At 51.2% G+C, this 24041-nt stretch carries 20 protein-coding genes, 1 tRNA gene and 1 pseudogene; 18 read left to right on the top strand and 4 right to left on the bottom strand.

All coding sequences use genetic code 11. The annotated features are described in order from the left end of the window. Positions 1 to 118 precede the first annotated feature (118 nt). From pnuC to rpmG, 16 genes and pseudogenes are all read left to right on the top strand, one after another. Entirely contained in the window at positions 119 to 832 is a 714-nt protein-coding gene (gene pnuC, locus HMPREF3066_RS05470; RefSeq protein WP_070441006.1) for a nicotinamide riboside transporter PnuC, read from the top strand. A 105-nt stretch (positions 833 to 937) separates the two neighbouring features. Then, positions 938 to 1096 (top strand): annotated as a pseudogene (locus HMPREF3066_RS12780) (MFS transporter); the annotation flags it as partial. A 158-nt stretch (positions 1097 to 1254) separates the two neighbouring features. Then, positions 1255 to 2517, top strand: a complete 1263-nt coding sequence (locus HMPREF3066_RS05465; protein WP_070441003.1) for a putative DNA modification/repair radical SAM protein — start codon at positions 1255 to 1257, stop codon at positions 2515 to 2517. A gap of 19 nt (positions 2518 to 2536) precedes the next feature. After that, entirely contained in the window at positions 2537 to 3307 is a 771-nt protein-coding gene (locus tag HMPREF3066_RS05460; protein ID WP_070441000.1) for a TIGR03915 family putative DNA repair protein, read from the top strand. Positions 3308 to 3638: 331 nt separating this feature from the next. After that, a complete protein-coding gene (locus tag HMPREF3066_RS05455; RefSeq protein WP_070440997.1) occupies positions 3639 to 5072 on the top strand; it encodes an MFS transporter in 1434 nt (477 codons plus the stop codon). 1182 nt (positions 5073 to 6254) lie between these two features. Then, complete coding sequence (gene prpB, locus HMPREF3066_RS05450; RefSeq protein WP_049230037.1) at positions 6255 to 7130, top strand: methylisocitrate lyase; 876 nt, start codon at positions 6255 to 6257, stop codon at positions 7128 to 7130. A gap of 80 nt (positions 7131 to 7210) precedes the next feature. Continuing rightward, positions 7211 to 8365 (top strand): bifunctional 2-methylcitrate synthase/citrate synthase, encoded by a 1155-nt coding sequence (gene prpC / locus HMPREF3066_RS05445; RefSeq protein ID WP_070440994.1) that lies wholly within the window; start codon positions 7211 to 7213, stop codon positions 8363 to 8365. A gap of 117 nt (positions 8366 to 8482) precedes the next feature. After that, complete coding sequence (locus HMPREF3066_RS13530) at positions 8483 to 8716, top strand: hypothetical protein (protein WP_321178911.1); 234 nt, start codon at positions 8483 to 8485, stop codon at positions 8714 to 8716. Further along, positions 8703 to 9614: a DMT family transporter gene (locus tag HMPREF3066_RS05435; RefSeq protein WP_070440991.1), complete on the top strand. Its 912-nt coding sequence runs from the start codon at positions 8703 to 8705 to the stop codon at positions 9612 to 9614. Before HMPREF3066_RS13530 ends, HMPREF3066_RS05435 begins: the two co-directional genes overlap by 14 nt. A 91-nt stretch (positions 9615 to 9705) precedes the next feature. Then, positions 9706 to 12315 (top strand): Fe/S-dependent 2-methylisocitrate dehydratase AcnD, encoded by a 2610-nt coding sequence (gene acnD, locus HMPREF3066_RS05430; RefSeq protein WP_070440988.1) that lies wholly within the window; start codon positions 9706 to 9708, stop codon positions 12313 to 12315. 409 nt (positions 12316 to 12724) lie between these two features. Next, positions 12725 to 13894, top strand: a complete 1170-nt coding sequence (gene prpF / locus HMPREF3066_RS05425; RefSeq protein WP_070440985.1) for a 2-methylaconitate cis-trans isomerase PrpF — start codon at positions 12725 to 12727, stop codon at positions 13892 to 13894. A 309-nt stretch (positions 13895 to 14203) separates the two neighbouring features. Further along, positions 14204 to 15415 (top strand): acetate kinase, encoded by a 1212-nt coding sequence (locus HMPREF3066_RS05415; protein ID WP_070440978.1) that lies wholly within the window; start codon positions 14204 to 14206, stop codon positions 15413 to 15415. A gap of 739 nt (positions 15416 to 16154) precedes the next feature. Further along, entirely contained in the window at positions 16155 to 17285 is a 1131-nt protein-coding gene (locus HMPREF3066_RS05410) for an HlyD/EmrA/EmrK family protein (protein WP_029609817.1), read from the top strand. A 187-nt stretch (positions 17286 to 17472) separates the two neighbouring features. Beyond that, entirely contained in the window at positions 17473 to 19002 is a 1530-nt protein-coding gene (locus HMPREF3066_RS05405; RefSeq protein ID WP_070440975.1) for a DHA2 family efflux MFS transporter permease subunit, read from the top strand. Positions 19003 to 19279: 277 nt separating this feature from the next. Further along, positions 19280 to 19513: a 50S ribosomal protein L28 gene (gene rpmB, locus HMPREF3066_RS05400; RefSeq protein WP_002216391.1), complete on the top strand. Its 234-nt coding sequence runs from the start codon at positions 19280 to 19282 to the stop codon at positions 19511 to 19513. A 28-nt stretch (positions 19514 to 19541) separates the two neighbouring features. Beyond that, on the top strand, positions 19542 to 19697 hold the full coding sequence (gene rpmG / locus HMPREF3066_RS05395) for a 50S ribosomal protein L33 (protein ID WP_003684373.1): 156 nt from the start codon (positions 19542 to 19544) through the stop codon (positions 19695 to 19697). 142 nt (positions 19698 to 19839) lie between these two features. Here the strand turns inward: rpmG and ubiM are convergent, their stop codons facing one another. From ubiM to HMPREF3066_RS05375, 4 genes are all read right to left on the bottom strand, one after another. Beyond that, positions 19840 to 21024, bottom strand: a complete 1185-nt coding sequence (ubiM, locus tag HMPREF3066_RS05390; RefSeq protein ID WP_045073143.1) for a 5-demethoxyubiquinol-8 5-hydroxylase UbiM — start codon at positions 21022 to 21024, stop codon at positions 19840 to 19842. 218 nt (positions 21025 to 21242) lie between these two features. After that, positions 21243 to 21317: transfer RNA gene (locus HMPREF3066_RS05385), tRNA-Arg, on the bottom strand. Positions 21318 to 21321: 4 nt separating this feature from the next. Then, positions 21322 to 21768 carry a DUF441 domain-containing protein gene (locus tag HMPREF3066_RS05380; protein WP_019271144.1) on the bottom strand — a complete coding sequence of 149 codons (447 nt, stop codon included), beginning with the start codon at positions 21766 to 21768 and terminating at the stop codon, positions 21322 to 21324. A gap of 5 nt (positions 21769 to 21773) precedes the next feature. After that, positions 21774 to 22748 (bottom strand): polyprenyl synthetase family protein, encoded by a 975-nt coding sequence (locus tag HMPREF3066_RS05375; RefSeq protein WP_070440972.1) that lies wholly within the window; start codon positions 22746 to 22748, stop codon positions 21774 to 21776. A 261-nt stretch (positions 22749 to 23009) separates the two neighbouring features. Between HMPREF3066_RS05375 and rplU the strand changes: the two genes are divergently transcribed. Both rplU and rpmA read left to right on the top strand, forming a co-directional pair. After that, positions 23010 to 23318, top strand: coding sequence for a 50S ribosomal protein L21 (rplU, locus tag HMPREF3066_RS05370; protein WP_003763980.1), 309 nt, complete (start codon positions 23010 to 23012; stop codon positions 23316 to 23318). A gap of 25 nt (positions 23319 to 23343) precedes the next feature. Next, positions 23344 to 23616, top strand: coding sequence for a 50S ribosomal protein L27 (gene rpmA, locus HMPREF3066_RS05365; protein ID WP_002212328.1), 273 nt, complete (start codon positions 23344 to 23346; stop codon positions 23614 to 23616). Positions 23617 to 24041: the final 425 nt, after the last annotated feature.

Raw genomic sequence — 24041 nt, 5'->3', positions numbered from 1 at the left:
TTATTGCGTGCGAATTGAAACTTACGCATAATGTAAAACATATGCAATATGGGATGGATTTTTAGGTTTGAGAGGCATCCCACATCGAGCATCAATAAAGAAAAAAGAGGGAAAAATCATGTCATTAGACTGGTGGAAACGCGAATTGTTCGGCGGTTGGACGCATTTCGAAGCGGTGTGGCTGCTGATGTTTTTGGGAATACAGGCGGTCGTGTTCGTCTTCAATCCCGACTCATGGCTGGCGAGCATTGCGGCGGTAACGGGCATTTTGTGCGTCGTCTTCGTCGGTAAGGGCAAAATCAGCAATTATTTGTTCGGGCTGATTTCCGTATCGCTGTATGCTTATGTTTCTTATACGTTTAAGCTCTACGGCGAGATGATGCTGAATTTATTGGTATATGTGCCTGTCCAGTTTGTCGGTTTCGCTATGTGGCGCAAACATATGGCGCTGGGCGAAACGGCGGAAACGGAGGAAGTGAAGGCGAAGGCGTTGACGGTCAGACAGTGGCTGCTGGTGGTTGCCGCATCTGTCGTCGGAACGTCGGTCTACATCGAATGGCTGCACCACTTAGGCAGCGCGTTGCCGACCCTCGACGGCGTAACGGTCGTCGTGTCGATTGTAGCTCAGGTTTTGATGATTCTGCGCTACCGCGAGCAATGGGCATTGTGGATTGTGGTCAATATCCTGACGATTTCGCTGTGGGCAGCGGCATGGTTCAAAAATGGAGAAACGAGCCTGCCGCTTTTGCTGATGTACGTCATGTATTTGTGCAATTCGGTTTACGGCTATATCAACTGGACGAAGCTGGTAAAACGGCATTCGGGAAAATAATCATCAAGCTTCAAAGGTCGTCTGAAAATCCGGTATCGGGTTTCAGACGACCTTTTGCATATTCGTACTAAAATCCATATTCCTAAAATATTTCAATATATTGATATTAACGCTTCCGATATTGACTCAGACAATATGGCTCACGAATACCACGCCGAAAATCCCGACTTCCCCTCTAAAACCATTGTGGCGACGCTGTTTATCGGCGCGTTTTTCATCATACTCCTGCTTAACCCGAATATCTTGCATTTTGCTTTCAATCCAAAACGTAGCATTCTGTCGCGTTACAAACCTTCATAAATGCTTAGACAGGCATCATGTCTGTCTGAATCATCCTTCAAATTAAGGAAAAATTTAGCTGACTAAATAAAATCTTACAATTATAATAAAAAAACTTAACTTTCTCTAATAACAGATAAGCTATGGATTATCAAAAAATCAGCCGCAAACTCGAAATTTTAGCCGATGCCGCCAAATATGATGTTTCCTGCTCGTCGAGCGGCGGTTCGCGCGGCAACGGCGGGCAAGGCTTGGGCAACTCTTCGCGTGCGGGCATCTGCCACAGTTTCACTGAAGACGGCCGCTGTGTATCGCTGCTGAAAATCCTGCTGACCAACCATTGCATCTACGACTGCGCTTATTGCGCTTCCCGCCGCAGCAACGATATTCCGCGCGCGGCGTTTACGGTCGATGAAGTGGTGGATTTGACCATGAGCTTTTACCGCCGCAACTATATCGAAGGGCTGTTTTTGAGTTCCGGCATCTTCAAAAACGCCGATTACACCATGGAACGCTTGGTGCGGATTGCTAAAAAACTGCGCGAAGAACACGGATTCCACGGCTACATCCACCTCAAAACCATTCCCAAAGCGTCTGCCGAAATTCTGCACGAAGCCGGGCTGTATGCCGACCGCCTCAGCGTCAACATGGAAATTCCCACCGTTTCCGGCCTCAAGCTGCTCGCGCCCGAAAAAAACCACAGCGATATGACGCAGCCGATGGCGTTTGTCCGCAACGAAATCACCGCCTTTGCCGACAGCCGCAAAACCATCAAATCCACGCCCAAGTTCGCCCCAGCAGGGCAAAGCACACAGTTTATTATCGGCGCGGCAGGCGAAACTGACCGCCAAATCATCCGCGCCGCTGGCGGGTTTTACCGCCATTACGGTCTCAAACGCGTGTATTACTCGGGCTATGTACCGGTATTGGAAGACAAACGCCTGCCGCCTTTATCGACACAAGTGCCGCTGCGGCGCGAAAACCGGCTCTATCAGGCAGATTGGCTGATGCGTTTTTATGGCTTTTCCGATCATGAAATCTTAGACGAACAGCAACCTTTTCTCGACTTGGATTTCGATCCCAAGCTCGCTTGGGCGCTGCGCCACCGCGAATGGTTTCCCGTGCCGCTGCAACACGCACCGCTTGAAACCATCTTGCGCGTACCCGGCATCGGCGTGAAGTCCGCCCGCAAAATCGTGCAGGCGCGCCGCTTCCGCATGATTACCATGGCACACCTGCGCAAAATGGGCGTGGCACTAAACCGCGCACGCTATTTCATCACCCTGCCCGAACCCAACCGCTACGCCGACCTAATCGACAGCCCGCAACTGCGCGGCCTGCTTTTACAAAACACACGCTCCAAATTCAGCCAAAGCGATGCCGTGCAAACCGATTTGTTCGGTTGATAACGAAAAGGTCAACATTATGCAAATCACTTTGCACTACGACGGCAGCTTCGACGGCCTGTTAAGCACCGTGTTTCATGTTTACGCCTGTAAATACGCTCCTGAAAACGTGCATATTACCCATGATGCTCAGGATACGGATTTATTCAGCCGCAATGAAACCGTTGCTTCGTCCCCCGAACGCGCCCAGCGCGTTTTCAAACGGCTCGAACAGCAAATCGGGCGCAGCGGTATGGTCAAACTGCTGTATGGTTTTTTAATCGCCCTACCTGAGATGCCCGACACTTTTCTGCGCATCGTCAGCCTGATGCTTGCCCGCCCGATGCGCAAAGACGTGCTCTGCGATTACGGTCTTTACGATGTGATGCAATGGGCGCAATGGGTGAAAACCGTCGGACATGAAAAACACCGGATGGAAGCGTTTGTCCGTTTTGAAGAGCTGGCAGACGGTCTGTATCTCGCGCGTATCGAACCTCAATACGACGTATTGCCTTTGATTACACGCCATTTCCGCAGCCGTTACCCGCAACAGCAATGGGCGATATTCGATATGCAGCGCCATTATGGCATCTTAAGCGACACGAACGGCCTGCACGCAATCAACGGGCTTGAAGCCGACCGCATCCAAACATCGTATGCCCAAAACGAACGCAGTTACCAAGCCCTTTGGCAGGACTATTTCAACAGCAGCAATATTCCATCCCGACGCAATCCCCGGTTGCACCGCCAACAAATGCCGCAGCGCTATTGGAAATACCTTACTGAAAAACAACCTGCTGTTTTAAAATAAAAAATTTCTGTCGAAAACAGGTTCGGACAGGCTTTATAGCGAATAAACTTATTACTTATCTTGAGGCTGACATTTCTCAGCAGGAGGCCATGCGGCCCTGGATAACTGCTCCTACTCATCGAGTGTATGCCCAATAATTTTATTGTCGCGTTGTAGTTTCAGATGACCTCGGTGCATTAAATGTTCGGGGTAGGAATTTAGGTGAATTTTGTAGAGATCTCAATAAGTATCAAGCTTCAAAGGTCGTCTGAAAATCCGGTATAGGGTTTCAGACGACCTTTTGTATATCCATGCTAAAATCCGTATTCCTCAAATATTTCAATATGATGTTATGCGCGCTTCCGATATTGGCACAGATGATACGGCTCACGAATACCATGCCGACAATCCCGATTTTCCTGCCAAAACCGTTGTGGCGACGCTGTTTATCGGCGCGTTTTTCGGCTATCTCAACGACACGCTTTTAAATGTTGCGCTCACGCCGATTATGAAGGATTTCGGTGTCGATAAGACCACCGTCCAATGGCTGACGACGGGCTTTTTGCTGGTGATGGGCGCGTTCACGCCGATTACGGCGGGCGTGATTCAATGGTTTGAAACGCGCAAGATGGTGTTGTTTACGCAGGCGACGTTTCTGGCGGGTTCGCTGATTTGCGCGTTTGCGCCGACTTTCGGGATTCTGGTCGTGGGGCGGATGGTGCAGGCGGTGTCTGCCGCGTTTTTCGTGCCGCTCCTGTTTAACGGCATTTTGTCGATTTACCCGCCGAACAAACGCGGAACGGCAATGGGTGTGATTACCATGATGTTCACCGCCGCGCCCGCGATAGGGCCGACGCTGTCGGGCATCATCATCGACCACACGCATTGGCGTGTGCTGTTCGGCTTTACCGCGCCGTTTATGCTGGCAGCGATGGCGTTGGTGGGCAAGTATCTGACGGTTAATTTGAGCACCATCAGCCGTCCGAAGATTGATATTTTGTCTGCCGTACTGTCGATTGTTGGCTTCGGCGGGCTGGTGTATGCGAGCAGTAATTTCGCCAGTCTGCCGCTGGCGGAATTTATCCTGCTGTTTGCCGCCTCTGTCGCGCTGGTGGGCTGGTTCGCATACCGCCAGTCCCGCCTGGCGACGCCGCTGCTGAACCTTCGGGCGTTTGAGTATAAGCAGTTCCGCCACTGCGTCGTGATTCTGGCGGGCGCGGTGTTCCTGTTTTTAGGTTTGGAACTGATGATGCCGATGTACACGCAGCAGGTGCTGATGCTGACAGGCACGGCGACGGGGCTGATTCTGATGCCCGCGAGTATCGCCCAAGCGGTTGCCGCGCCTTTGTTCGGAAAACTGTTGGACAAGAAGGGCGGACGGTTTGTCGTGTTGCCCGCCACGGTGATGCTGACGGTGTCGCTGGCGGTGTTGTGGCTGTTTTTGCGGATTGACACGCAAGTCATGATGCTGACCGCCATGTTCACGCTGATGGCGGTGTCCGTCTCCGCCTGCGTAACGGGCGAAACCCACGGCTTGAACGCGCTGCCGAAAAAACTCAATCCCCACGGCGCGGCGATTCTGACCACCATCAACCCGATTGCCGGCGCGATTGGCGCGGCATTTTTCGTCGGCGCGACCAATATCGGCGAGAAACTGTCCTCCGCCGCCTCGCCGCAACAGGCCATGCTCGACGGCATCCATCTGGCGATGGGCAGCGCGCTAGTGTTGGGCGCGGTGATGGTGTTTTTCGCCATGCGCCTGAAACGGCATCAGACAGCGTCGTAACGCGTACCGGGAATGTGTGAAAAGGTCGTCTGAAACCATGTGTTTATAGGTTTCAGACGACCTTTTATGCTTTATGGTGGATGAACATGAGTCCGAGATAAGCAAACAAATTCCCTTTAAATACAAAAACTTTTCCTGACAGGTAAGTTCGGGTCGGGGCGATAGGTAAGGCGCGTGATACTGCTGCGGATCGTAGCGTGGGCTTTGCCCACGGGATTGATAGCTTGGTTTCCGAGTCGGGAGATATATGGCGTTTTTTTCGTGGGCAGAGCCCACGCTACGGCTGGGGTGAGGTCGTCTGAAATCATAGGGTTACGATTTTCAGACGACCTTTTTATATTTAAAACTACACATGACTACATTTTTAAATATTGTTATTGTTGTTTTTAAATCAGAGTGTTGTTCTGATTTTGGTCGTCTGAAAGTGAGTGGGTGCAAAATCTGGTGGTTTGGGCGGTGAGGATGCCTATTTTCGTGCTTGAATAAAAATTCCTGATAAATGAATTAATTATATTTGTTTTTGAGATGGATTGTTTAAAAACGTTCTGATTGGTTGATAGCGATGTAGGCTTTTTCAGCTAAGGGTTTGGGGTGTTTTGAGGCGGGAGTTTGGGGTTTTGTTTCTGAAGTATTGTTTATTAATGATTGAATTTTTTAAAAATATTTTAGAAAAAGTGTTTGACAGCCTGAAAATTATTTTTTAAATTTGTCCATACTTATAAAAACTACATAGCACTACAAAGGAACCCTATCATGAATCTGTACCAAACTTCTCCGTCTTGTTATAGATCCTCTTCTATCTCTGCCGCATCCGTCGTCGTCTGCTTTTGGGTAGTCGCGGCGGTCTGACGGCTCTTCGCCCGAATCGGGATTTCCGCATTTCTGCGGACGGTTTGGGTTTTGAAAATTCTGTCTTTCCAGCTTTATTTCCTTTCCGAATTTAAAAATTATTAAAAATTTCATATACCTCCACCTTAGCCGAATTGTTTGTATTGAAGTTGTTAACTGATTGTTTTTATTGATTTTGATTTTTCAGACGACCTGGTAGGTTTGGGTTTTGAAAGGTCGTCTGAAAACGGTTTTGAAACCATTGTTTCTTTTTGAACGGTTCGTTTCAGTTTTGCGGAAACTGGGCCGCTGAGTCGATACTGAAAAAAATCTAATCTACAAAGGAGAAATACCATGAGCCAACTTTCTGCCGGCACCCGTTTCCGCCAAGCTGTGAAGGAGTCGAATCCTCTTGCCGTGGTCGGCTGCGTGAACGCTTATTTTGCGCGGCTGGCGACGCAGAGCGGGTTTAAGGCGGTTTATCTGTCGGGCGGCGGCGTGGCGGCCTGTTCGTGCGGGATTCCGGATTTGGGCATCACCACGATGGAAGATGTGCTGATTGATGCGCGGCGGATTACGGACAATGTGGATACGCCTTTGCTGGTGGACATTGATGTCGGCTGGGGCGGGGCGTTCAATATCGCGCGCACGATTCGCAACTTCGAGCGTGCGGGCGTGGCGGCGGTGCATATCGAAGATCAGGTGGCGCAGAAGCGTTGCGGGCATCGTCCGAACAAAGCCATTGTTTCTAAAGATGAAATGGTTGACCGCATTAAAGCCGCCGTCGATGCGCGCGTGGATGAGGATTTTGTGATTATGGCGCGGACGGACGCGCTGGCGGTGGAAGGTTTGGATGCCGCCATCGAGCGGGCGCAGGCTTGCGTGGAAGCGGGTGCGGACATGATTTTCCCCGAGGCGATGACGGATTTGGCGATGTACCGGCAATTTGCGGACGCGGTGAAAGTGCCCGTGTTGGCGAACATTACCGAATTCGGCGCGACGCCGCTTTATACGCAGCGCGAGCTGGCGGACAACGGCGTGTCGCTGGTGCTGTATCCGCTCTCGTCGTTCCGCGCCGCGAGCAAGGCCGCGCTGAATGTTTATGAGGCGATTATGCGCGACGGCACGCAGGCGGCGGTGGTCGATACCATGCAGACCCGCGCCGAGCTTTACGAGCATTTGAATTATCACGACTTCGAACAGAAGCTGGATAAATTGTTTCAGAAGTAAAAAACCGTTTTCAGACGACCCCCAACCTTGAATAGGTCGTCTGAAAACACAAAACCCATAAAACACAAAGGAGAAATACCATGACTGCAACCACCGAAACCCCGACCTTCAAACCGAAAAAATCCGTAGCACTTTCCGGCGTGGCGGCGGGCAATACCGCGCTGTGTACGGTCGGCCGCACGGGCAACGATTTGAGCTACCGCGGTTACGACATTCTCGATTTGGCGCAGAAATGCGAGTTCGAAGAAGTCGCCTACCTGCTGATTCACGGTCATCTGCCCAACAAATTCGAACTCGCCGCCTACAAAGCCAAACTCAAATCCATGCGCGGCCTGCCTATCCGCGTGATTAAAGTGTTGGAAAGCCTGCCTGCGCACACGCACCCGATGGACGTCATGCGTACCGGCGTGTCCATGCTCGGCTGCGTTCATCCCGAACGCGAAAGCCACCCCGACAGCGAAGCGCGCGATATTGCGGACAAACTCATCGCCAGCCTCGGCAGCATCCTGCTCTACTGGTATCAATATTCGCACAACGGCAAACGCATCGACGTCGAAAGCAAGGAAGACACCATCGGCGGCCACTTCCTGCACCTTTTGCACGGCAAACGCCCGACCGAATCGCAGGTGAAAGCCATGCACGTTTCGCTGATTCTGTATGCCGAACACGAGTTCAACGCTTCCACCTTCACCGCCCGCGTGATTGCCGGTACGGGTTCGGACATGTATTCCTGCATCACCGGCGCCATCGGCGCGCTCAAAGGCCCGAAACACGGCGGTGCGAACGAAGTTGCCTACGACATCCAAAAACGCTACCGCAACGCCGACGAAGCCGAAGCCGACATCCGCGAACGTATCGCCCGCAAGGAAATCGTTATCGGGTTCGGCCATCCGGTTTACACCATTTCCGACCCGCGCAACGTCGTGATTAAAGAAGTGGCGCGCGGTTTGAGCCGCGAAGCGGGCGACATGCGCCTCTTCGACATCGCCGAACGCTTGGAGAGCGTGATGTGGGAAGAGAAAAAAATGTTCCCGAACTTGGACTGGTTCTCCGCCGTGTCCTACCAAAAACTCGGCGTACCGACCGCCATGTTCACGCCGCTGTTTGTGATTTCGCGCTCCACCGGCTGGGCGGCACACGTCCTCGAACAGCGCAAAGACGGCAAAATCATCCGTCCGAGCGCGAACTACACCGGCCCTGAAGACTTGGCGTTTGTGGAGATTGAGGAACGCTGAGACGGACAACAGCCGTAGGAGGCGCCAATCGGATTTCAGACGACGTGTAGCGCGGGCTTTGCCCGCGGAAAACTGAGATCCGCCTACGGTTCCGCTTTTCAGACGGCCTGTTGGAATATGCGAGAGAGAGAAGGTCGTCTGAAAAACCAGCCGCAACGTCTGCCGTCATTCCCGCTCCCGCCTAAGCGAGGACAGGCCGCGGCGGGAATGGCGGAGGCAGCGCGGCAACTTTCTGAAATAAAGGCGTTTGATTATCAAGAGGTAAATAAAGATTTTGGAGGGATTTTCTTTTCGAAAAACAATAATGTAACTATGTGGAAAGTATTATGGAGTAAATATGAAGCTGCCTGATTTACTGATGGGAATATTTTTGGCAGTTTCTGCAGCCCTTCTGAATGCAACTATCGGTATATTCAGTAAGGTATTAATGGAGCAGGGCTTGTCTGTTCAGCATATTGCATTTTTGAAAACTTTGACAGGTTTTGTGTTTATCAGCATTTTGCTTTGCCGTACCGGTTTTACCAGACAGATTGCGGATATTTCAAAAAAGAAAGAGGCAATCTTGCCGTTGCTGTTAAAAGTAGCAATTTGTGCTTTTTTCGGAATTTACACTTTGTTTTTCTTTGAAACCACCGCTTATCAATACGGTAATGCTGCGAATGTAGTAGTTGTATTAATGGCATCGGCTGCCGTATCTGCCTTGATATTGGACAGCATACTATTAAACGAACGTATTTATATTTCTTCAGTCGTCGGTGTGGGTTTGGCAGTATCGGGGATCGCGGTGATTTCTTGGACTGGAGAAGGAAATTTAGGGTTGATTCTGAATGCCGCACTGGCGGGCTCGGGTTACGGTTGTTTTTCCGTTTTGATTAAAAAATTCGGCTTAAACGGCGGTATTTATTTGACACGGATCTTGATGTTTTTTGGAAGTATTTTTTTGTTTATCCCTTCATTGGAAGGTATTGAGGATATACATTGGCAATGGTCTTTTATTCCGCCACTCTTGGCACTGTCTTTATTGCCGACGATTTTAGGATTTTATTGTACAACTAAAGCATTGGATTATTTGAGTGCCGCGAAGGTGCAGGTAACTGAATTGGCCGAGCCATTATTTGCCGCCGTATTGGCCTGGATGTTTTTGAATGAAATACCGGAAGGACGCTTCTTTGTCGGCGCTATTCTGATTATTGCCGGTATTGTGTCTATCAATGGATTGTATAGACCATTGTTGAAGCGAGTTGAATAGTTTTTATTTCCCAAGATTTCAGACGACCCCTTCAAAAACGTCGTCTGAAACCCCAAACCACAAGAAAAATAGATCCACAGGAGAACTGAACATGGCTGCCAACCAACGTTACCGCAAACCGCTGCCCGGTACGGATTTGGAATACTACGACGCGCGTGCGGCGTGTGAGGACATTCAAGCCGGCTCTTACGACAAGCTGCCTTACACGAGCCGCATTTTGGCGGAGAACTTGGTCAACCGCGCGGACAAGGTCGATTTGCCGACGCTGCAAAGCTGGCTGGGTCAGCTGATAGAAGGGAAGCAGGAAATCGACTTTCCGTGGTATCCCGCGCGGGTGGTGTGCCACGATATTCTGGGGCAGACCGCGCTGGTGGATTTGGCGGGCTTGCGCGATGCGATTGCAGAGAAGGGCGGCGATCCTGCCAAAGTGAATCCGGTGGTGCAGACGCAGCTTATCGTCGACCACTCGCTGGCGGTGGAATGCGGCGGCTACGACCCCGATGCGTTCCGCAAAAACCGCGAAATCGAAGACCGCCGCAACGAAGACCGTTTCCACTTTATCAACTGGACGAAAACCGCCTTTGAAAATGTGGACGTGATTCCGGCGGGCAACGGCATCATGCACCAAATCAATCTGGAAAAAATGTCGCCCGTCGTCCAAGTCAAAAACGGCGTGGCGTTCCCAGATACCTGCGTCGGCACCGACTCGCACACGCCGCACGTTGACGCGCTGGGCGTGATTTCCGTGGGCGTGGGCGGTTTGGAAGCGGAAACCGTGATGCTGGGACGCGCGTCCATGATGCGCCTGCCCGATATTGTCGGCGTGGAGCTGACGGGCAAACGGCAGGCGGGGATTACAGCGACGGATATTGTGTTGGCGCTGACCGAGTTTCTGCGCAAAGAGCGCGTGGTCGGGGCGTTTGTCGAATTTTTCGGCGAGGGCGCGAGAAGCCTGTCCATCGGCGACCGTGCGACCATTTCCAACATGACGCCGGAGTTCGGCGCGACTGCCGCCATGTTCGCCATCGACGCGCAAACCATTGATTATTTGAAACTGACCGGACGCGACGATGCGCAGGTGAAATTGGTGGAAACCTACGCCAAAACCGCCGGGCTGTGGGCGGACGACCTGACAACCGCAGTTTATCCGCGCGTGTTGAAGTTTGATTTGAGCAGCGTAACGCGCAATATGGCAGGCCCGAGCAACCCGCACGCGCGTTTTGCCACCGTCGATTTGGCGGCGAAAGGGCTGGCGAAGCCTTACGAAGAGCCTTCAGACGGCCTCATGCCCGACGGCGCGGTCATCATCGCCGCGATTACCAGTTGCACCAACACTTCCAACCCGCGCAACGTCGTTGCCGCCGCGCTCTTGGCGCGCAACGCCAACCGTTTCGGGCTGAAACGCAAACCGTGGGTCAAAACCTCGTTCGCCCCCGGCTCGAAAGTGGCGGAAATCTATTTGAAAGAAGCAGGCCTGTTGCCCGAAATGGAAAAACTCGGCTTCGGCATCGTCGCCTTCGCCTGCACTACCTGCAACGGCATGAGCGGCGCGCTCGACCCGAAAATCCAGCAGGAAATCATAGACCGCGATTTGTACGCCACCGCCGTACTGTCGGGCAACCGCAACTTCGACGGCCGCATCCACCCGTACGCGAAACAGGCTTTCCTCGCTTCGCCCCCGCTGGTGGTTGCCTACGCCGTCGCGGGCAGCATCCGTTTCGATATTGAAAACGACGTACTCGGCGTTTCAGACGACGGCAAGGAAATCCGCCTGAAAGACATCTGGCCGACCGACGAAGAAATCGATGCCGTCGTTGCCGAATATGTGAAACCGCAGCAGTTCCGCGACGTGTATGTACCGATGTTCGACACCGGCAAAGCGCAGAAAGCCCCGAGTCCGCTGTACGACTGGCGTCCGATGTCCACCTACATCCGCCGTCCGCCCTATTGGGAAGGCGCGCTGGCGGGCGAACGCAGCCTGACGGGAATGCGCCCCTTGGCGATTCTGCCCGACAACATCACCACCGACCACATTTCGCCTTCCAACGCGATTCTGGCGGCGAGTGCGGCGGGCGAATATCTGGCGAAAATGGGTTTGCCCGAAGAAGACTTCAATTCCTACGCCACCCACCGCGGCGACCACCTCACCGCCCAACGCGCCACCTTCGCCAATCCGAAATTGTTTAACGAAATGGTGAAAAACGAAGACGGCAGCGTGCGCCAAGGCTCGCTCGCCCGCGTCGAACCCGAAGGTGAAACCATGCGCATGTGGGAAGCCATCGAAACCTATATGAACCGCAAACAGCCGCTCATCATCATCGCCGGCGCGGACTACGGACAAGGTTCCAGCCGCGACTGGGCGGCGAAGGGCGTGCGGCTGGCGGGCGTGGAAGCCATCGCCGCCGAAGGTTTCGAGCGCATCCACCGCACCAACCTCATCGGCATGGGCGTCTTGCCGCTGCAATTCAAACCCGGCACCAACCGCCACACCCTGCAACTGGACGGCACGGAAACCTACGACGTGATCGGCGAACGCAAACCGCGCGGCGACCTGACCCTCGTCATCCACCGCAAAAACGGCGAAACCGTCGAAGTCCCCGTGACCTGCCGCCTCGATACCGCAGAGGAAGTGCTGGTGTATGAAGCCGGCGGCGTGCTGCAACGGTTTGCACAGGACTTTTTGGAAGGGAATGCGGCTTAGAGGTCGTCTGAAAAGCAGACGTAGCGTGGGTCGGGTTCAACATTTTGCTCATTCACGTAATTCCCGATATGGCAGGCATCTACTGTAAATCGTCATTCCCGCGCAGGCGGGAATCCAGAAAGTGGAATTGAGGAAACCTTTTTATCCGATGAGTTTCTGTGCGGATAAGTCTGGATTCCCGCCTACGCGGGAATGACGGGATTTAATAGTCTGCCGTATCACAACACAGCAGCCGTAGATTGGGCCGAACCCCCGACAGTTTGCGGAAGCAAACGGCTTTGGTCGGAGTGGTCGCCTAATGTACTTCTGGAAAGTAGGTGTAGCGTGGGCTTTGCCCACGAAAGAAAGGCTAAATTGATACGGTAAAAAATTGTGGGCAGAGCCCACGCTACATAAGGAGAACCCCAAAATGCCGCAAATCAAAATCCCCGCCGTTTACTACCGCGGCGGCACATCCAAAGGCGTGTTTTTCAAACGTTCCGACCTGCCCGAGGCGGCGCGGGAAGCGGGCAGCGCGCGCGACAAAATCCTGTTGCGCGTACTCGGCAGCCCCGATCCCTACGGCAAGCAGATAGACGGTTTGGGCAACGCCAGTTCGTCCACCAGCAAGGCGGTGATTTTGGACAAGTCCGAACGCGCCGACCACGACGTCGATTACCTTTTCGGGCAAGTTTCCATCGACAAGCCTTTCGTTGATTGGAGCGGCAACTGCGGCAACCTCACCGCCGCCGTGGGCGCGTTCGCCATCGAGCAGGGCTTGGTCGATAAAGCCAAAATCCCTTCAGACGGCATCTGCACGGTGAAAATCTGGCAGAAAAATATCGGCAAAACCATCATCGCCCATGTTCCGATGCAAAACGGCGCAGTCTTGGAAACGGGCGATTTCGAGCTGGACGGCGTTACCTTTCCCGCCGCCGAAGTGCAAATCGAATTCCTCGATCCCGCCGACGGCGAAGGCAGTATGTTCCCGACCGGCAATCTGGTGGACGAGCTGGACGTTCCGAGCATAGGTCGTCTGAAAGCCACGCTCATCAACGCGGGCATTCCGACCGTTTTCCTGAACGCCGCCGACTTGGGCTACACGGGCAAAGAGTTGCAGGACGACATCAACAACGATGCCGCTGCGCTGGAAAAATTCGAGAAAATCCGCGCTTACGGTGCGCTGAAAATGGGCTTGATTAACGACGTGTCCGAAGCCGCCGCCCGCGCGCACACGCCGAAAGTCGCCTTCGTCGCACCCGCCGCCGATTACACCGCCTCCAGCGGCAAAACCGTGAACGCCGCCGACATCGATTTGCTGGTACGCGCCCTGAGCATGGGCAAACTGCACCACGCGATGATGGGCACCGCCTCGGTCGCCATCGCCGCCGCCGCCGCCGTCCCCGGCACGCTGGTAAACCTCGCGGCAGGCGGCGGAACGCGCAACGAAGTGCGCTTCGGCCATCCTTCCGGCACATTGCGCGTCGGCGCGGCGGCAGAGTGTTCGGACGGCATTTGGGCAGTGAAAAAAGCCGTCATGAGCCGCAGCGCGCGCGTGATTATGGAAGGGCGGGTGCGCGTTCCCGATGATTGTTTTTGAAATCATGTAGGACGGACATCACTGTCCACTGTTTCAGACGACATTTGATAAAGGATTGCAATAAAGTCGAATAGCCTAACCGCCGTCATTCCCGCGCAGGCGGGAATCCACAGTCGATATTCTGTTTCCTGATTTTTATCAGAGCTTGCTTGTGAGCAAATATGGATTCCCGCCTGCGCGGGAATGACGATAGAAAATACGGCATAAGCTTTGCCCAAAGAGGTCGTCTGAAACACCCCCCGCCCAACGCCCATCCTTTTTCAGACGACCCCACCAAAAAAACAACCACAAACTACAAGGAGAAATATCATGTCCGACCAACTCATCCTCGTCCTGAACTGCGGCAGCTCCTCGCTCAAAGGCGCCGTTATCGACCGCAAAAGCGGCAGCGTCGTCCTAAGCTGCCTCGGCGAACGCCTGACCACGCCCGAAGCCGTCATCACCTTCAACAAAGACGGCAACAAACGCCAAGTTCCCCTGACCGGACGCAACTGCCACGCCGGCGCGGTGGGTATGCTGTTGAACGAACTGGAAAAACATGGCCTGCACGACCGCATCAAAGCCATCGGCCACCGTATCGCCCACGGCGGCGAAAAATATCACGAGTCCGTCCTCATCGACCAAGACGTCCTCGACGAGTTGAAAGCCTGCATCCCGCTCGCCCCGCTGCACAACCCCGCCAACATCAGCGGCATCCTCGCCGCGCAGGAACACTTCCCCGGCCTGCCCAACGTCGGCGTGATGGACACCTCGTTCCACCAAACCATGCCCGAACGCGCCTACACCTACGCCGTGCCGCGCGAATTGCGCAAAAAATACGCCTTCCGCCGCTACGGTTTCCACGGCACCAGCATGCGCTACGTCGCCCCCGAAGCCGCGCGGATTTTGGGTAAACCGCTGGAAGACCTGCGCATGATCGTCGCCCACCTCGGCAACGGCGCATCCATCACCGCCATCCGAAACGGCAAATCCGTCGATACCAGCATGGGCTTCACCCCCATCGAAGGTCTCGTCATGGGTACCCGCTGCGGTGACATCGACCCCGGCGTGTACAGCTACCTGACCGCCCATGCCGGCATGAACATCGAGCAAGTCGATGAAATGCTGAACAAAAAATCAGGATTGCTCGGCATTTCCGAACTCTCCAACGACTGCCGCACCCTCGAAATCGCCGCCGACGAAGGCCACGAAGGCGCACGCCTCGCCCTCGAAGTCATGACCTACCGCCTTGCCAAATACATAGCCTCCATGTCGATCGCCTGCGGCGGCATAGACGCCCTCGTCTTCACTGGCGGCATCGGTGAAAACTCCCGCAACATCCGCGCCAAAACCGTTGCCTACCTCGACTATTTGGGTTTGCACATCGACACCAAAGCCAATATGGAAAAACGCTACGGCAACTCAGGCATCATCAGCCCGACAGGTTCCAATCCCGCCGTTTTGGTCGTACCGACTAACGAAGAACTGATGATCGCACTCGACACCGCCGAACTGGCAGGCTTTTTGCAAGAAGCAGGCTGAGGTTGAGGCAATACGTTGTTGAAATAACAATGAAATAGAAAAGAGGTCGTCTGAAAGATAGGTTTCAGACGACCTCTTTGTTTGGAAAGACGATCTTATGCTTTTCTTTGTTATTTGGAAGAGAACTAAGAGGGTAGGAGATGTTTTTCAGCTTAAAAGCAAGGTTATGAAACAGATACTTTCCCGACTCAGGAAAAAGTTAAATTTTAGGAATAAATGTTTATTATGTTAATTTGAAATATTGAAATAGTTTCATAAGAAATTAAAAGAGGTAAGTAAGCAACAATGAAACGTAATTCAGATATGTTTTACATTCCGTATGGGATTAGAATGTCTGCAAATTATTCTCTAAATAATCATTATATTGAGTAAAGAAAAATGACAATAAATTATTAAAGGGATGGTTTGTCATATTTCATTTAAAATAGTTACTTGATTGAGTAATGGTGCGGATATAGAATGCCCGTTTCCCTATATCTTATTTGACGTTTAAATTAAATCAATAAGATATTATTATTTAATAAACATAAAATAATATTCGATATTAGGTTTTTTGCGAATCCTTAGATTGATCTTGTTTTTGAAATCAAGGTAAATCGGAGCGGCTACGGATTTATCCAAGATTCGGATGTTAGTTTTGTAGAAAGCCTATTAGTTTAATACTCGGGTAAATTAAATCATGGAAACAAAGTCAGCAAACGGCGGGCAAACTCCCAGCACATCGGGCAAACCGGTCAAAATGCCGAACAGGCGCAAGCGGAATATGGCAGTGGTTACGCTGCTATTTGTTTTGGCGGCTATTGGCGTGGCATTTGCTTATGTTTTGTTTTGGCAGCACGAAGAAACAACTGAAGACGCATATGTTGCGGGATATTTGGTTCAGATTACGCCGCAAGTCGGCGGGACAGTGCGCAAAGTCATGTTTGACGACACGGATGTTGTGAAAAAAGGCGATGTTTTGGTTACTCTGGACGACAGTGATTTTCAGCTGGCGTATGACAGGGCGCAAAACGAGCTGATTCAGGCAATCCGTCAAAACAAGCAGCAGACGGCAGTCAATTCTCAGGCGAAAGCGCAAGTGTTGCTGCGTAAAGCCGATTTGGCACGTGCTCAGGCAGATTTGCGGCGCCGGGAGGCCCTGTCCGGTACGGATGCCATTTCCGGTGAGGAGTTGAGTCATGCCCGGGCGGCGGTCGTTCAGGCGCAAGCAGCATTGAAAGCAGTGGAAGCGGAAGAGGCTTCGGCTCAGGCTGCGTTGGGTAACAATATTCCAGTGCGTGAGCAACCTGCCGTTCAAACAGCAGTGAGCAAGATTAAAGATGCCTGGCTGAATTTGCAGCGTACACAAATCCGCGCGCCTATGGGCGGGCAGATTGCCAAACGCAATGTCCAAGTCGGACAGAGAATTTCGCAAGGCGCGGCGCTGATGGCAGTTGTTCCCCTGACGGATTTGTGGGTGGATGCCAATTTCAAAGAATCGCAATTACGGAAAATGAAAATCGGACAGCCTGTGGAAATGACTGCCGATTTGTACGGTAAAAAAGTGGTTTACCACGGTAAAGTCATGGGCTTGTCCGCAGGTACGGGCAGCGCGTTTTCACTTTTGCCGCCGCAAAACGCAACGGGCAACTGGATTAAAGTCGTTCAGCGTGTACCGGTCAGAATCAGCCTGGATCCTAACGAATTGAAAGCAAACCCCTTGCGCGTCGGTCTTTCTATGACAGTCAAAGTCGATATTGCCGAAGCGGGTTCGGGCAAGCCGATGACGGCGGCCGCCGTGAAAAATTCGGCAGCCCCGGAAACGGACAGCGTAGATTGGGCGGCGGCTAATGCATTAATCGATAAGATTTTTGAAAAATACGCCAAATAACCTGTTTCAGACGACCTTCGGTATCCCGACAGGTCGTCTGAAACGTTCATATCCGGCAAATTAGTGAAATAAGTAGTGCGATCAGGATGAGGGACTTGCTCATTCTGTTTCAAGAGAAAGTCGATACGGCAAACCCCGCCTAGGTTAAAAGCGGGAATGGCAATGTCGGCAGTGAAGGAAGATTTTGATGAATTATCCGCCGTTGACAGGCATCAGGTTGGTCTTGGTTACATTGTCGCTGAGCCTTGCCGTCTTTATGGAAGTATTGGATACGACGATTGCCAATGTTGCCGTCCCCGTTATTGCCGGTGATTTGGGTGCGGCAACGACTCAGGGAACGTGGGTGATTACATCATTTGCCGTGGCAAATGCCATTTCCGTACCGCTGACAGGGTTTCTTGCGAAGCGGGTGGGTGAAGTGCGGCTGTTTGTCGGATCAGTCATCGGCTTCGTGATTACATCTTGGCTGTGCGGTATTTCACCGAATTTGCAAACCTTGGTGCTCTTCCGTATTTTGCAGGGTTTTGTAGCGGGGCCGTTGATTCCTTTGTCCCAAAGCCTCCTGATGGCATCTTACCCGCCGGAGAAGCGGACTTTGGCATTGGCACTCTGGGCAATGACAGTCGTGGTCGCCCCTGTTTTAGGGCCGATTTTCGGTGGCTGGATTTCGGACAACTGGCATTGGGGGTGGATATTTTTCATCAATATCCCCATCGGTATTTTGTCTGCGGTAATTGCCTGGCAGCAACTGCGCGACCGTGAAACCGATACGGTTAAAACGCCTATTGATTACACTGGGCTGATTTTGATGATCGTCGGTATCGGCTCGTTGCAAATGATGTTGGACAGGGGGAAAGAGCTCGATTGGTTCGCATCGGGTGAAATTATCGTATTGGCAGTCGTTGCAACGGTATGTTTGACTTATTTCATCGTTTGGGAATTAGGTGAAAAATATCCGATTGTCGATTTGTCTTTGTTTAAAAACCGCAACTTTACCATCGGCGTATTGACGACTTCGCTCGGGTTTATGGTGTATATGGGAACGTTGACGCTTTTGCCGCTGGTGTTGCAGTCCAACCTCGGTTATACCGCCACATGGGCGGGATTGGCGGCTGCCCCTATCGGATTTCTGCCGATTTTCCTATCTCCTTTGATAGGGCGGTTCGGCAATAAAATCGATATGCGCCTGTTGGTTACCGGTAGTTTTTTGATGTTTGCCTTTACTTTTCATTGGCGGACAGATTTTTATGCGGGAATGGACATGAGCAGCGTTGTCTGGCCGCAGTTTTGGCAGGGTTTGGGTGTGGCCATGTTCTTCCTGCCGCTGACTACCATTACTCTGTCGCACATGAAAGGTCCGCAAATCGCATCGGCAAGCAGTTTGTCGAATTTTCTGCGTGTCTTTATGGGTGGTGTCGGTGTGTCTGTCGTCAGTACCATGTGGGAGCGGCGGGAGGCTTTACATCATACGCAACTGACCGAACATATCACGCCGTATTCTCCGGATACCGCCGAAGCAGTCCGTCAGATGGCGGAAGCGGGTTTGAACGGAGGGCAGGCAGTCGGTCTGATAAACAGCACCATTACTCAACAGGGTTTTATCGTTGGCTCGAATGAGATATTTTTGGCGGGCAGTATCTTGTTCATTATCATGATTCCCATTATTTGGCTGGCGAAGCCGCCTTTCCATCACGATGGAGGCGGAGGAGGGCATTGATGAGTGTTGCTGCGGAAGGAACTGGAATCGCTAATTCGAGGAGAAAAGGTCGTCTTAAAACGGTAACGACAGTTTCAGACGACCTTTTCATATGCAGAAGCTTTGGAAATCCGCTATAATTTCGCCTCATTCGTTTCGCGGTCAAAGCGTTTCGCGAAAACAACATTTGGAAGATTTATCCCGACAGGCGGTCGGTTTTTTGTCAAAATGCTTGAACTAACGCTGTTTTTTATGGTATAAATCGCGTTTTACTATTTTAGAAGTTTGGAGACTAACCATGGCACGAGTTTGCAAAGTGACCGGTAAGCGCCCGATGTCTGGCAACAACGTATCACACGCCAACAACAAAACCAAACGTCGTTTTTTGCCTAACTTGCAATCACGTCGTTTCTGGGTAGAAAGTGAAAACCGCTGGGTTCGCCTGCGCGTTTCTAACGCTGCATTGCGTACCATCGACAAAGTAGGCATTGATGTCGTATTGGCTGATTTGCGTGCTCGCGGCGAAGCTTAATTTAAACCGTTAATTAAGGATTACTGCAATGCGCGATAAAATCAAACTGGAATCCAGTGCTGGTACTGGTCATTTCTACACCACTACCAAAAACAAACGCACTATGCCCGGCAAATTGGAAATCAAAAAATTTGATCCGGTTGCCCGTAAACATGTTATTTACAAAGAAACCAAATTGAAATAATCCGGTTTCTGGAAAATGGAAAAGCCTCTGTCGGACAGGGGCTTTTTTATTTGGAACCTTATATGTTCAAAGTTGCTGTGGAAAATATATAAAAGGTCGTCTGAAAAGCATTTCAGACGACCTTTTGATGTGTTTAAACGGATTAGCCGGTCAGTTGTTTGGTAATCAGTTTTTTCAGCGGCGGGAAGTTGTTGCTGGCGCGCAATACCAAGCCGCGCAGGATTTTGGCAGGCGCGGTTTCATTGGTAAAGAGTTTGAGCAGCATATTGGTGCCGTGGTAAATCGGCTGGGCATGGAGCATATGCTTGGTGCTGTATTTTTCCAGCAGGCTGGTGGCGCCGATGTCTTGACCGCGTTGTTCTGCTTCGAGAACCAGTTTTGCTAAGAGGTCTGCGCTGGATAAGCCCAAGTTGAAACCGTGTGCGGTAACAGGGTGCATGCCTACGGCGGCGTCGCCGATTAAGGCGCTGCGTTTGCCATAGAATCGTTGGGCAATCATGCCGACCAAGGGGTAGTTGTGAATGGTGCTGACCAATTCCATATCGCCCAAACGGCCTTTGAGTTGCTCTTTGACGCTGGCTGCCAATTCTTCGGGAGACATTTTTTTGATGGTGTCTGCCTTGTCGCTATCGACGGTAATGACTGTGTTGGTCAGATGTTCTTCCAAGGGCAGCAGGGCGATGGTGCGGCCGTAGTGGAAGCATTCGTAAGCGGTATGCTGGTTGGACAGGGTATGCTTCATGCGGCAGACAAACATGGTGCGACTGTAATCGTGCATATCGGAGGAAATGCCCAGTTGTCGGCGGGTTTGGGAAAAGCGGCTGTCTGCTGCCAAGAGTAGGCGGCCGCTCAAAACTTCGCCGTTTTCCAAGATGACTTGGGCTTCATCTTCGGAAGTTTTGACTTCTTTGACGCCCGTACCGGTCAGAATGGTAACGTTTTCCAGTTTGGATACGACTTCATAAGCGGCTTTGCGGATATTGTGGTTTGAAATCAGATAACCTAAGCAGTCGGCAGGTTCGCCGCGCGCTTGGGTCGGTTGCGGGAAGTGGAGTTGGTAATCGGACTGCCCGTTCAAGACTTTTGCATCGCGTAAGGGGTAAATTTCGTCTTTCGGAATCAAATCCCACATGCCCAAGCGTTGCATAATTTCGCGGGACAGGTGGGTTAGCGCGATTTCCCTGCCGTCGTAAGGCGGATTTTGCAAAACCTCCAGGGGGCTTTTTTCAATCAGGGTAACTTTTAAACCGCTTCCGGCCAGTTCGGCTGCAAAGCTGAGTCCTGCCGGTCCCGCACCTACGACGAGAATATCGCTGTGTAAGCTCATAAGGCATCCTTTTTATTTAATGGAATGGAGGTTTCAGGGGATCTTGGAGTAAGGTCGTCTGAAAAAAAGAACTGGGTGTGATTATAGCAAAATAGATGGAGAAAAAAGAAGGATGTAAATGACTAGAGGAAATTTTACTTTGGCCTTAATGTAAATCAAGAATTGGGTAATGCCGGATTGCAGATGGTGGGTATTCAATACGACATGTTTTGCAGTGATGGCCTCGCCAACAGGAATCGAACCTGTATTTTACGCTTAGGAGGCATACGTTCTATCCGTTGAACTATGGCGAGCGTGTTAAACTTTTCCTGCAATAAACGATAATAATCCTGCGGCAATCAGCGGACCGACCGGAATGCCGCCCATAAACGCCACACCGATAACCGTACCGATCAAAAGACCTGTTACCAAAACAGGTTGTTCGCTCATCAGCGGTACGCCGCGCCCTGCCAGCCAGGCGACAAGGATGCCGATTAATACGGCGGCAATCATTTTAAAATTGACAAACTCCGACAGCGGCGGAATTTGAACCTTCCCTGAAACCAGCGGGCTTAAGACCCCGATTGTCAGCAAAATAATCCCAAAATGCAAGCCGTGTTTTTCCATGAAAGGAATATATTGCGACAAAGCAGTCTGTTGCATTAAAAGCAAAATTGCTGCGGAAATCGTAATGGAGTTGTTGTTACTGACGACACCGAGAAAAATCAGTGTCACCAAAAACATCGGGACGAAATTGAAATTCATCGGATTTAAGAAACCCGTGCCAATGATTCCTCAGCCAACTGAATCATCGCCTGCTTGACTTCGCTATCGGGCAATACTGCCAAAGAAGCCACAGCTTGCTCAACGGCTTTCCGTGCTTCAGAAATCGAATAAGTCAGCGCATCGGAATGGACGACATAATCATGTATTTTTTGGAAACTGCTGCGATCCGCATTTTCCAAAGCATGGCGCACATCGTCCGCCACTTGTTTCGAACCGTTGCGCATCAGATAAATCAGCGGCAAAGTCGGTTTGCCTTCTGCCAAATCGTCGCCGACGTTTTTACCGATTTCTTCGGTTTCGCCCGAATAATCCAAAACATCATCAATAATTTGGAACGCCGTACCGACATACATGCCGTAGTCTTTCAACGCCTGCTCATGTTCGGGGAACGCATTGCCCAAAATTGCGCCAACCTGCGCGGCCGCTTCAAACAATTTGGCCGTTTTATATTGAATCACTTGAACATATTGCGCTTCGGTAATATCGGTATTGCCGATGTTCATCAGCTGCATGACCTCGCCTTCGGCAATAATATTGGTTGCATCCGCCATGACTTCCAAAATGCGCATACTGCCGGAATCAACCATCAATTGGAAAGCGCGCGTATATAAAAAGTCGCCGACCAACACCGCCGCCGCGTTGCCGAACAGATTATTCGCCGTTTCGCGTCCGCGGCGCAAATCGCTTTCATCGACAACATCGTCATGCAGCAGGGTCGAAGTGTGGATAAATTCCACCATTGCCGCCAAAGCATACAGCTTATCTCCATCATAGCCGACCGACTTACCTGCCAAAATCGTCATAATCGGACGCAGACGCTTACCGCCGGCACTGATAATATAAGTACCGATTTGCGAAATCAGCGCAACATCAGACTGAACCGCTTGGTTGATCACCTCATTGACCCGTGAAAGGTCTTCAGGCAGATGGCGTTGGAAATAAGGCAGGTTTTCGAGCATAACACATTCTCAGTCGGCAAAATGAAGCAGGCTTGCCGTATAAATAAATGGGTTGGGTATAAGGTGGAAATAATATTGCCGCATAAAAATATCGGCAATCCAACGCGCGATTATAGCAGCAAAGCCCGTTTGACACATCTTTCAGACGACCCTGACCACACAAACGAAATAAACTTTGACAAAACAGGCAAATAGCAATAGAATCTCGTGTTTCGCACAATGGTGTGCGGGATATTAACCATAATTCTCATGGAGTTGAGTATGTACGCGGTCGTAAAAACCGGCGGCAAACAATATAAAGTTGCCGTTGGCGAAAAATTGAAAGTAGAACAGATACCAGCCGAACTCGACAGCCAAATCGAACTGACCGAAGTTTTGATGATTGCTGACGGCGAATCTGTAAAAGTTGGCGCTCCTTTTATCGAAGGCGCAAAAGTAACAGCTAAAGTAGTAGCTCATGGTCGCGGCGAGAAAGTACGCATTTTCAAAATGCGCCGCCGTAAACACTACCAAAAACGCCAAGGCCACCGCCAAAATTTCACCCAAATCGAAATCGTGGCAATCGCCTAATTTTTGAAACTTAGGAGTATTACAAATGGCAAGTAAAAAAGCAGGCGGTAGCACCCGCAACGGTCGCGATTCAGAAGCCAAACGCTTGGGCGTAAAAGCCTACGGCAACGAGCTGATTCCGGCAGGTTCCATCATCGTCCGCCAACGCGGTACCAAATTCCACGCCGGCGACAACGTAGGCATGGGCAAAGACCACACTTTGTTCGCCAAAGTTGACGGTTATGTTGAATTCAAAACCAAAGGCGCGCTGAACCGTAAAACGGTCAGCATCCGTCCTTACACCGGTTCTGAAGAATAATCCGAGTTTGTCGTGATATTGAAAAAGCCGTATTTCTTAGGGAATACGGCTTTTTTGTTTGTATGGGTTGAGTGGTTTTACAGATCGGCATTAGCCGGGTCATTTGGTTTTTGATACGACACCTGTCATCAGCCGTCATTCAGTCTCTTTCTGCATAAGGACAAATTGTGGCGAGAATTTGCTTTTGAATTCCGGAAACCTTTTTCAAATACCTGTTTCTTGGAATTTTGATGAATTCCTGCCTGTCTGAGAATAGCTGCGGAGGATAGGTACTGCAGCAAAAATGAAGCAGATCGGTTTATATACCCAAAATTTCAGGTTTCCAATAAAACCAAAAGGTCGTCTGAAAACTTTTCAGACGACCTTGGATTCGCATTTCAAGTGCAACATTATGGTACCAGTGGTTGGAACAGATTCAAGAATAA

It is taken from the genome of Neisseria sp. HMSC03D10 (assembly GCF_001807625.1).
GTDB classification, from domain to species: Bacteria; Pseudomonadota; Gammaproteobacteria; order Burkholderiales; family Neisseriaceae; genus Neisseria; species Neisseria mucosa.
This window is presented reverse-complemented; position numbering and strand designations above follow the sequence as displayed.

Coding starts and splice junctions, on each gene's coding strand:
- rplU (WP_003763980.1), top strand. CDS start 23,010: ATGTACGCGGTCGTAAAAACCGGCGGCAAACAATATAAAGTTGCCGTT.
- HMPREF3066_RS05380 (WP_019271144.1), bottom strand. CDS start 21,768: ATGAATTTCAATTTCGTCCCGATGTTTTTGGTGACACTGATTTTTCTC.
- HMPREF3066_RS05435 (WP_070440991.1), top strand. CDS start 8,703: ATGAAGCTGCCTGATTTACTGATGGGAATATTTTTGGCAGTTTCTGCA.
- HMPREF3066_RS13530 (WP_321178911.1), top strand. CDS start 8,483: ATGCGAGAGAGAGAAGGTCGTCTGAAAAACCAGCCGCAACGTCTGCCG.
- prpF (WP_070440985.1), top strand. CDS start 12,725: ATGCCGCAAATCAAAATCCCCGCCGTTTACTACCGCGGCGGCACATCC.
- prpC (WP_070440994.1), top strand. CDS start 7,211: ATGACTGCAACCACCGAAACCCCGACCTTCAAACCGAAAAAATCCGTA.
- HMPREF3066_RS05460 (WP_070441000.1), top strand. CDS start 2,537: ATGCAAATCACTTTGCACTACGACGGCAGCTTCGACGGCCTGTTAAGC.
- acnD (WP_070440988.1), top strand. CDS start 9,706: ATGGCTGCCAACCAACGTTACCGCAAACCGCTGCCCGGTACGGATTTG.
- rpmA (WP_002212328.1), top strand. CDS start 23,344: ATGGCAAGTAAAAAAGCAGGCGGTAGCACCCGCAACGGTCGCGATTCA.
- prpB (WP_049230037.1), top strand. CDS start 6,255: ATGAGCCAACTTTCTGCCGGCACCCGTTTCCGCCAAGCTGTGAAGGAG.
- rpmB (WP_002216391.1), top strand. CDS start 19,280: ATGGCACGAGTTTGCAAAGTGACCGGTAAGCGCCCGATGTCTGGCAAC.
- HMPREF3066_RS05415 (WP_070440978.1), top strand. CDS start 14,204: ATGTCCGACCAACTCATCCTCGTCCTGAACTGCGGCAGCTCCTCGCTC.
- HMPREF3066_RS05375 (WP_070440972.1), bottom strand. CDS start 22,748: ATGCTCGAAAACCTGCCTTATTTCCAACGCCATCTGCCTGAAGACCTT.
- ubiM (WP_045073143.1), bottom strand. CDS start 21,024: ATGAGCTTACACAGCGATATTCTCGTCGTAGGTGCGGGACCGGCAGGA.
- pnuC (WP_070441006.1), top strand. CDS start 119: ATGTCATTAGACTGGTGGAAACGCGAATTGTTCGGCGGTTGGACGCAT.
- HMPREF3066_RS05455 (WP_070440997.1), top strand. CDS start 3,639: ATGCGCGCTTCCGATATTGGCACAGATGATACGGCTCACGAATACCAT.
- HMPREF3066_RS05410 (WP_029609817.1), top strand. CDS start 16,155: ATGCCGAACAGGCGCAAGCGGAATATGGCAGTGGTTACGCTGCTATTT.
- rpmG (WP_003684373.1), top strand. CDS start 19,542: ATGCGCGATAAAATCAAACTGGAATCCAGTGCTGGTACTGGTCATTTC.
- HMPREF3066_RS05465 (WP_070441003.1), top strand. CDS start 1,255: ATGGATTATCAAAAAATCAGCCGCAAACTCGAAATTTTAGCCGATGCC.
- HMPREF3066_RS05405 (WP_070440975.1), top strand. CDS start 17,473: ATGAATTATCCGCCGTTGACAGGCATCAGGTTGGTCTTGGTTACATTG.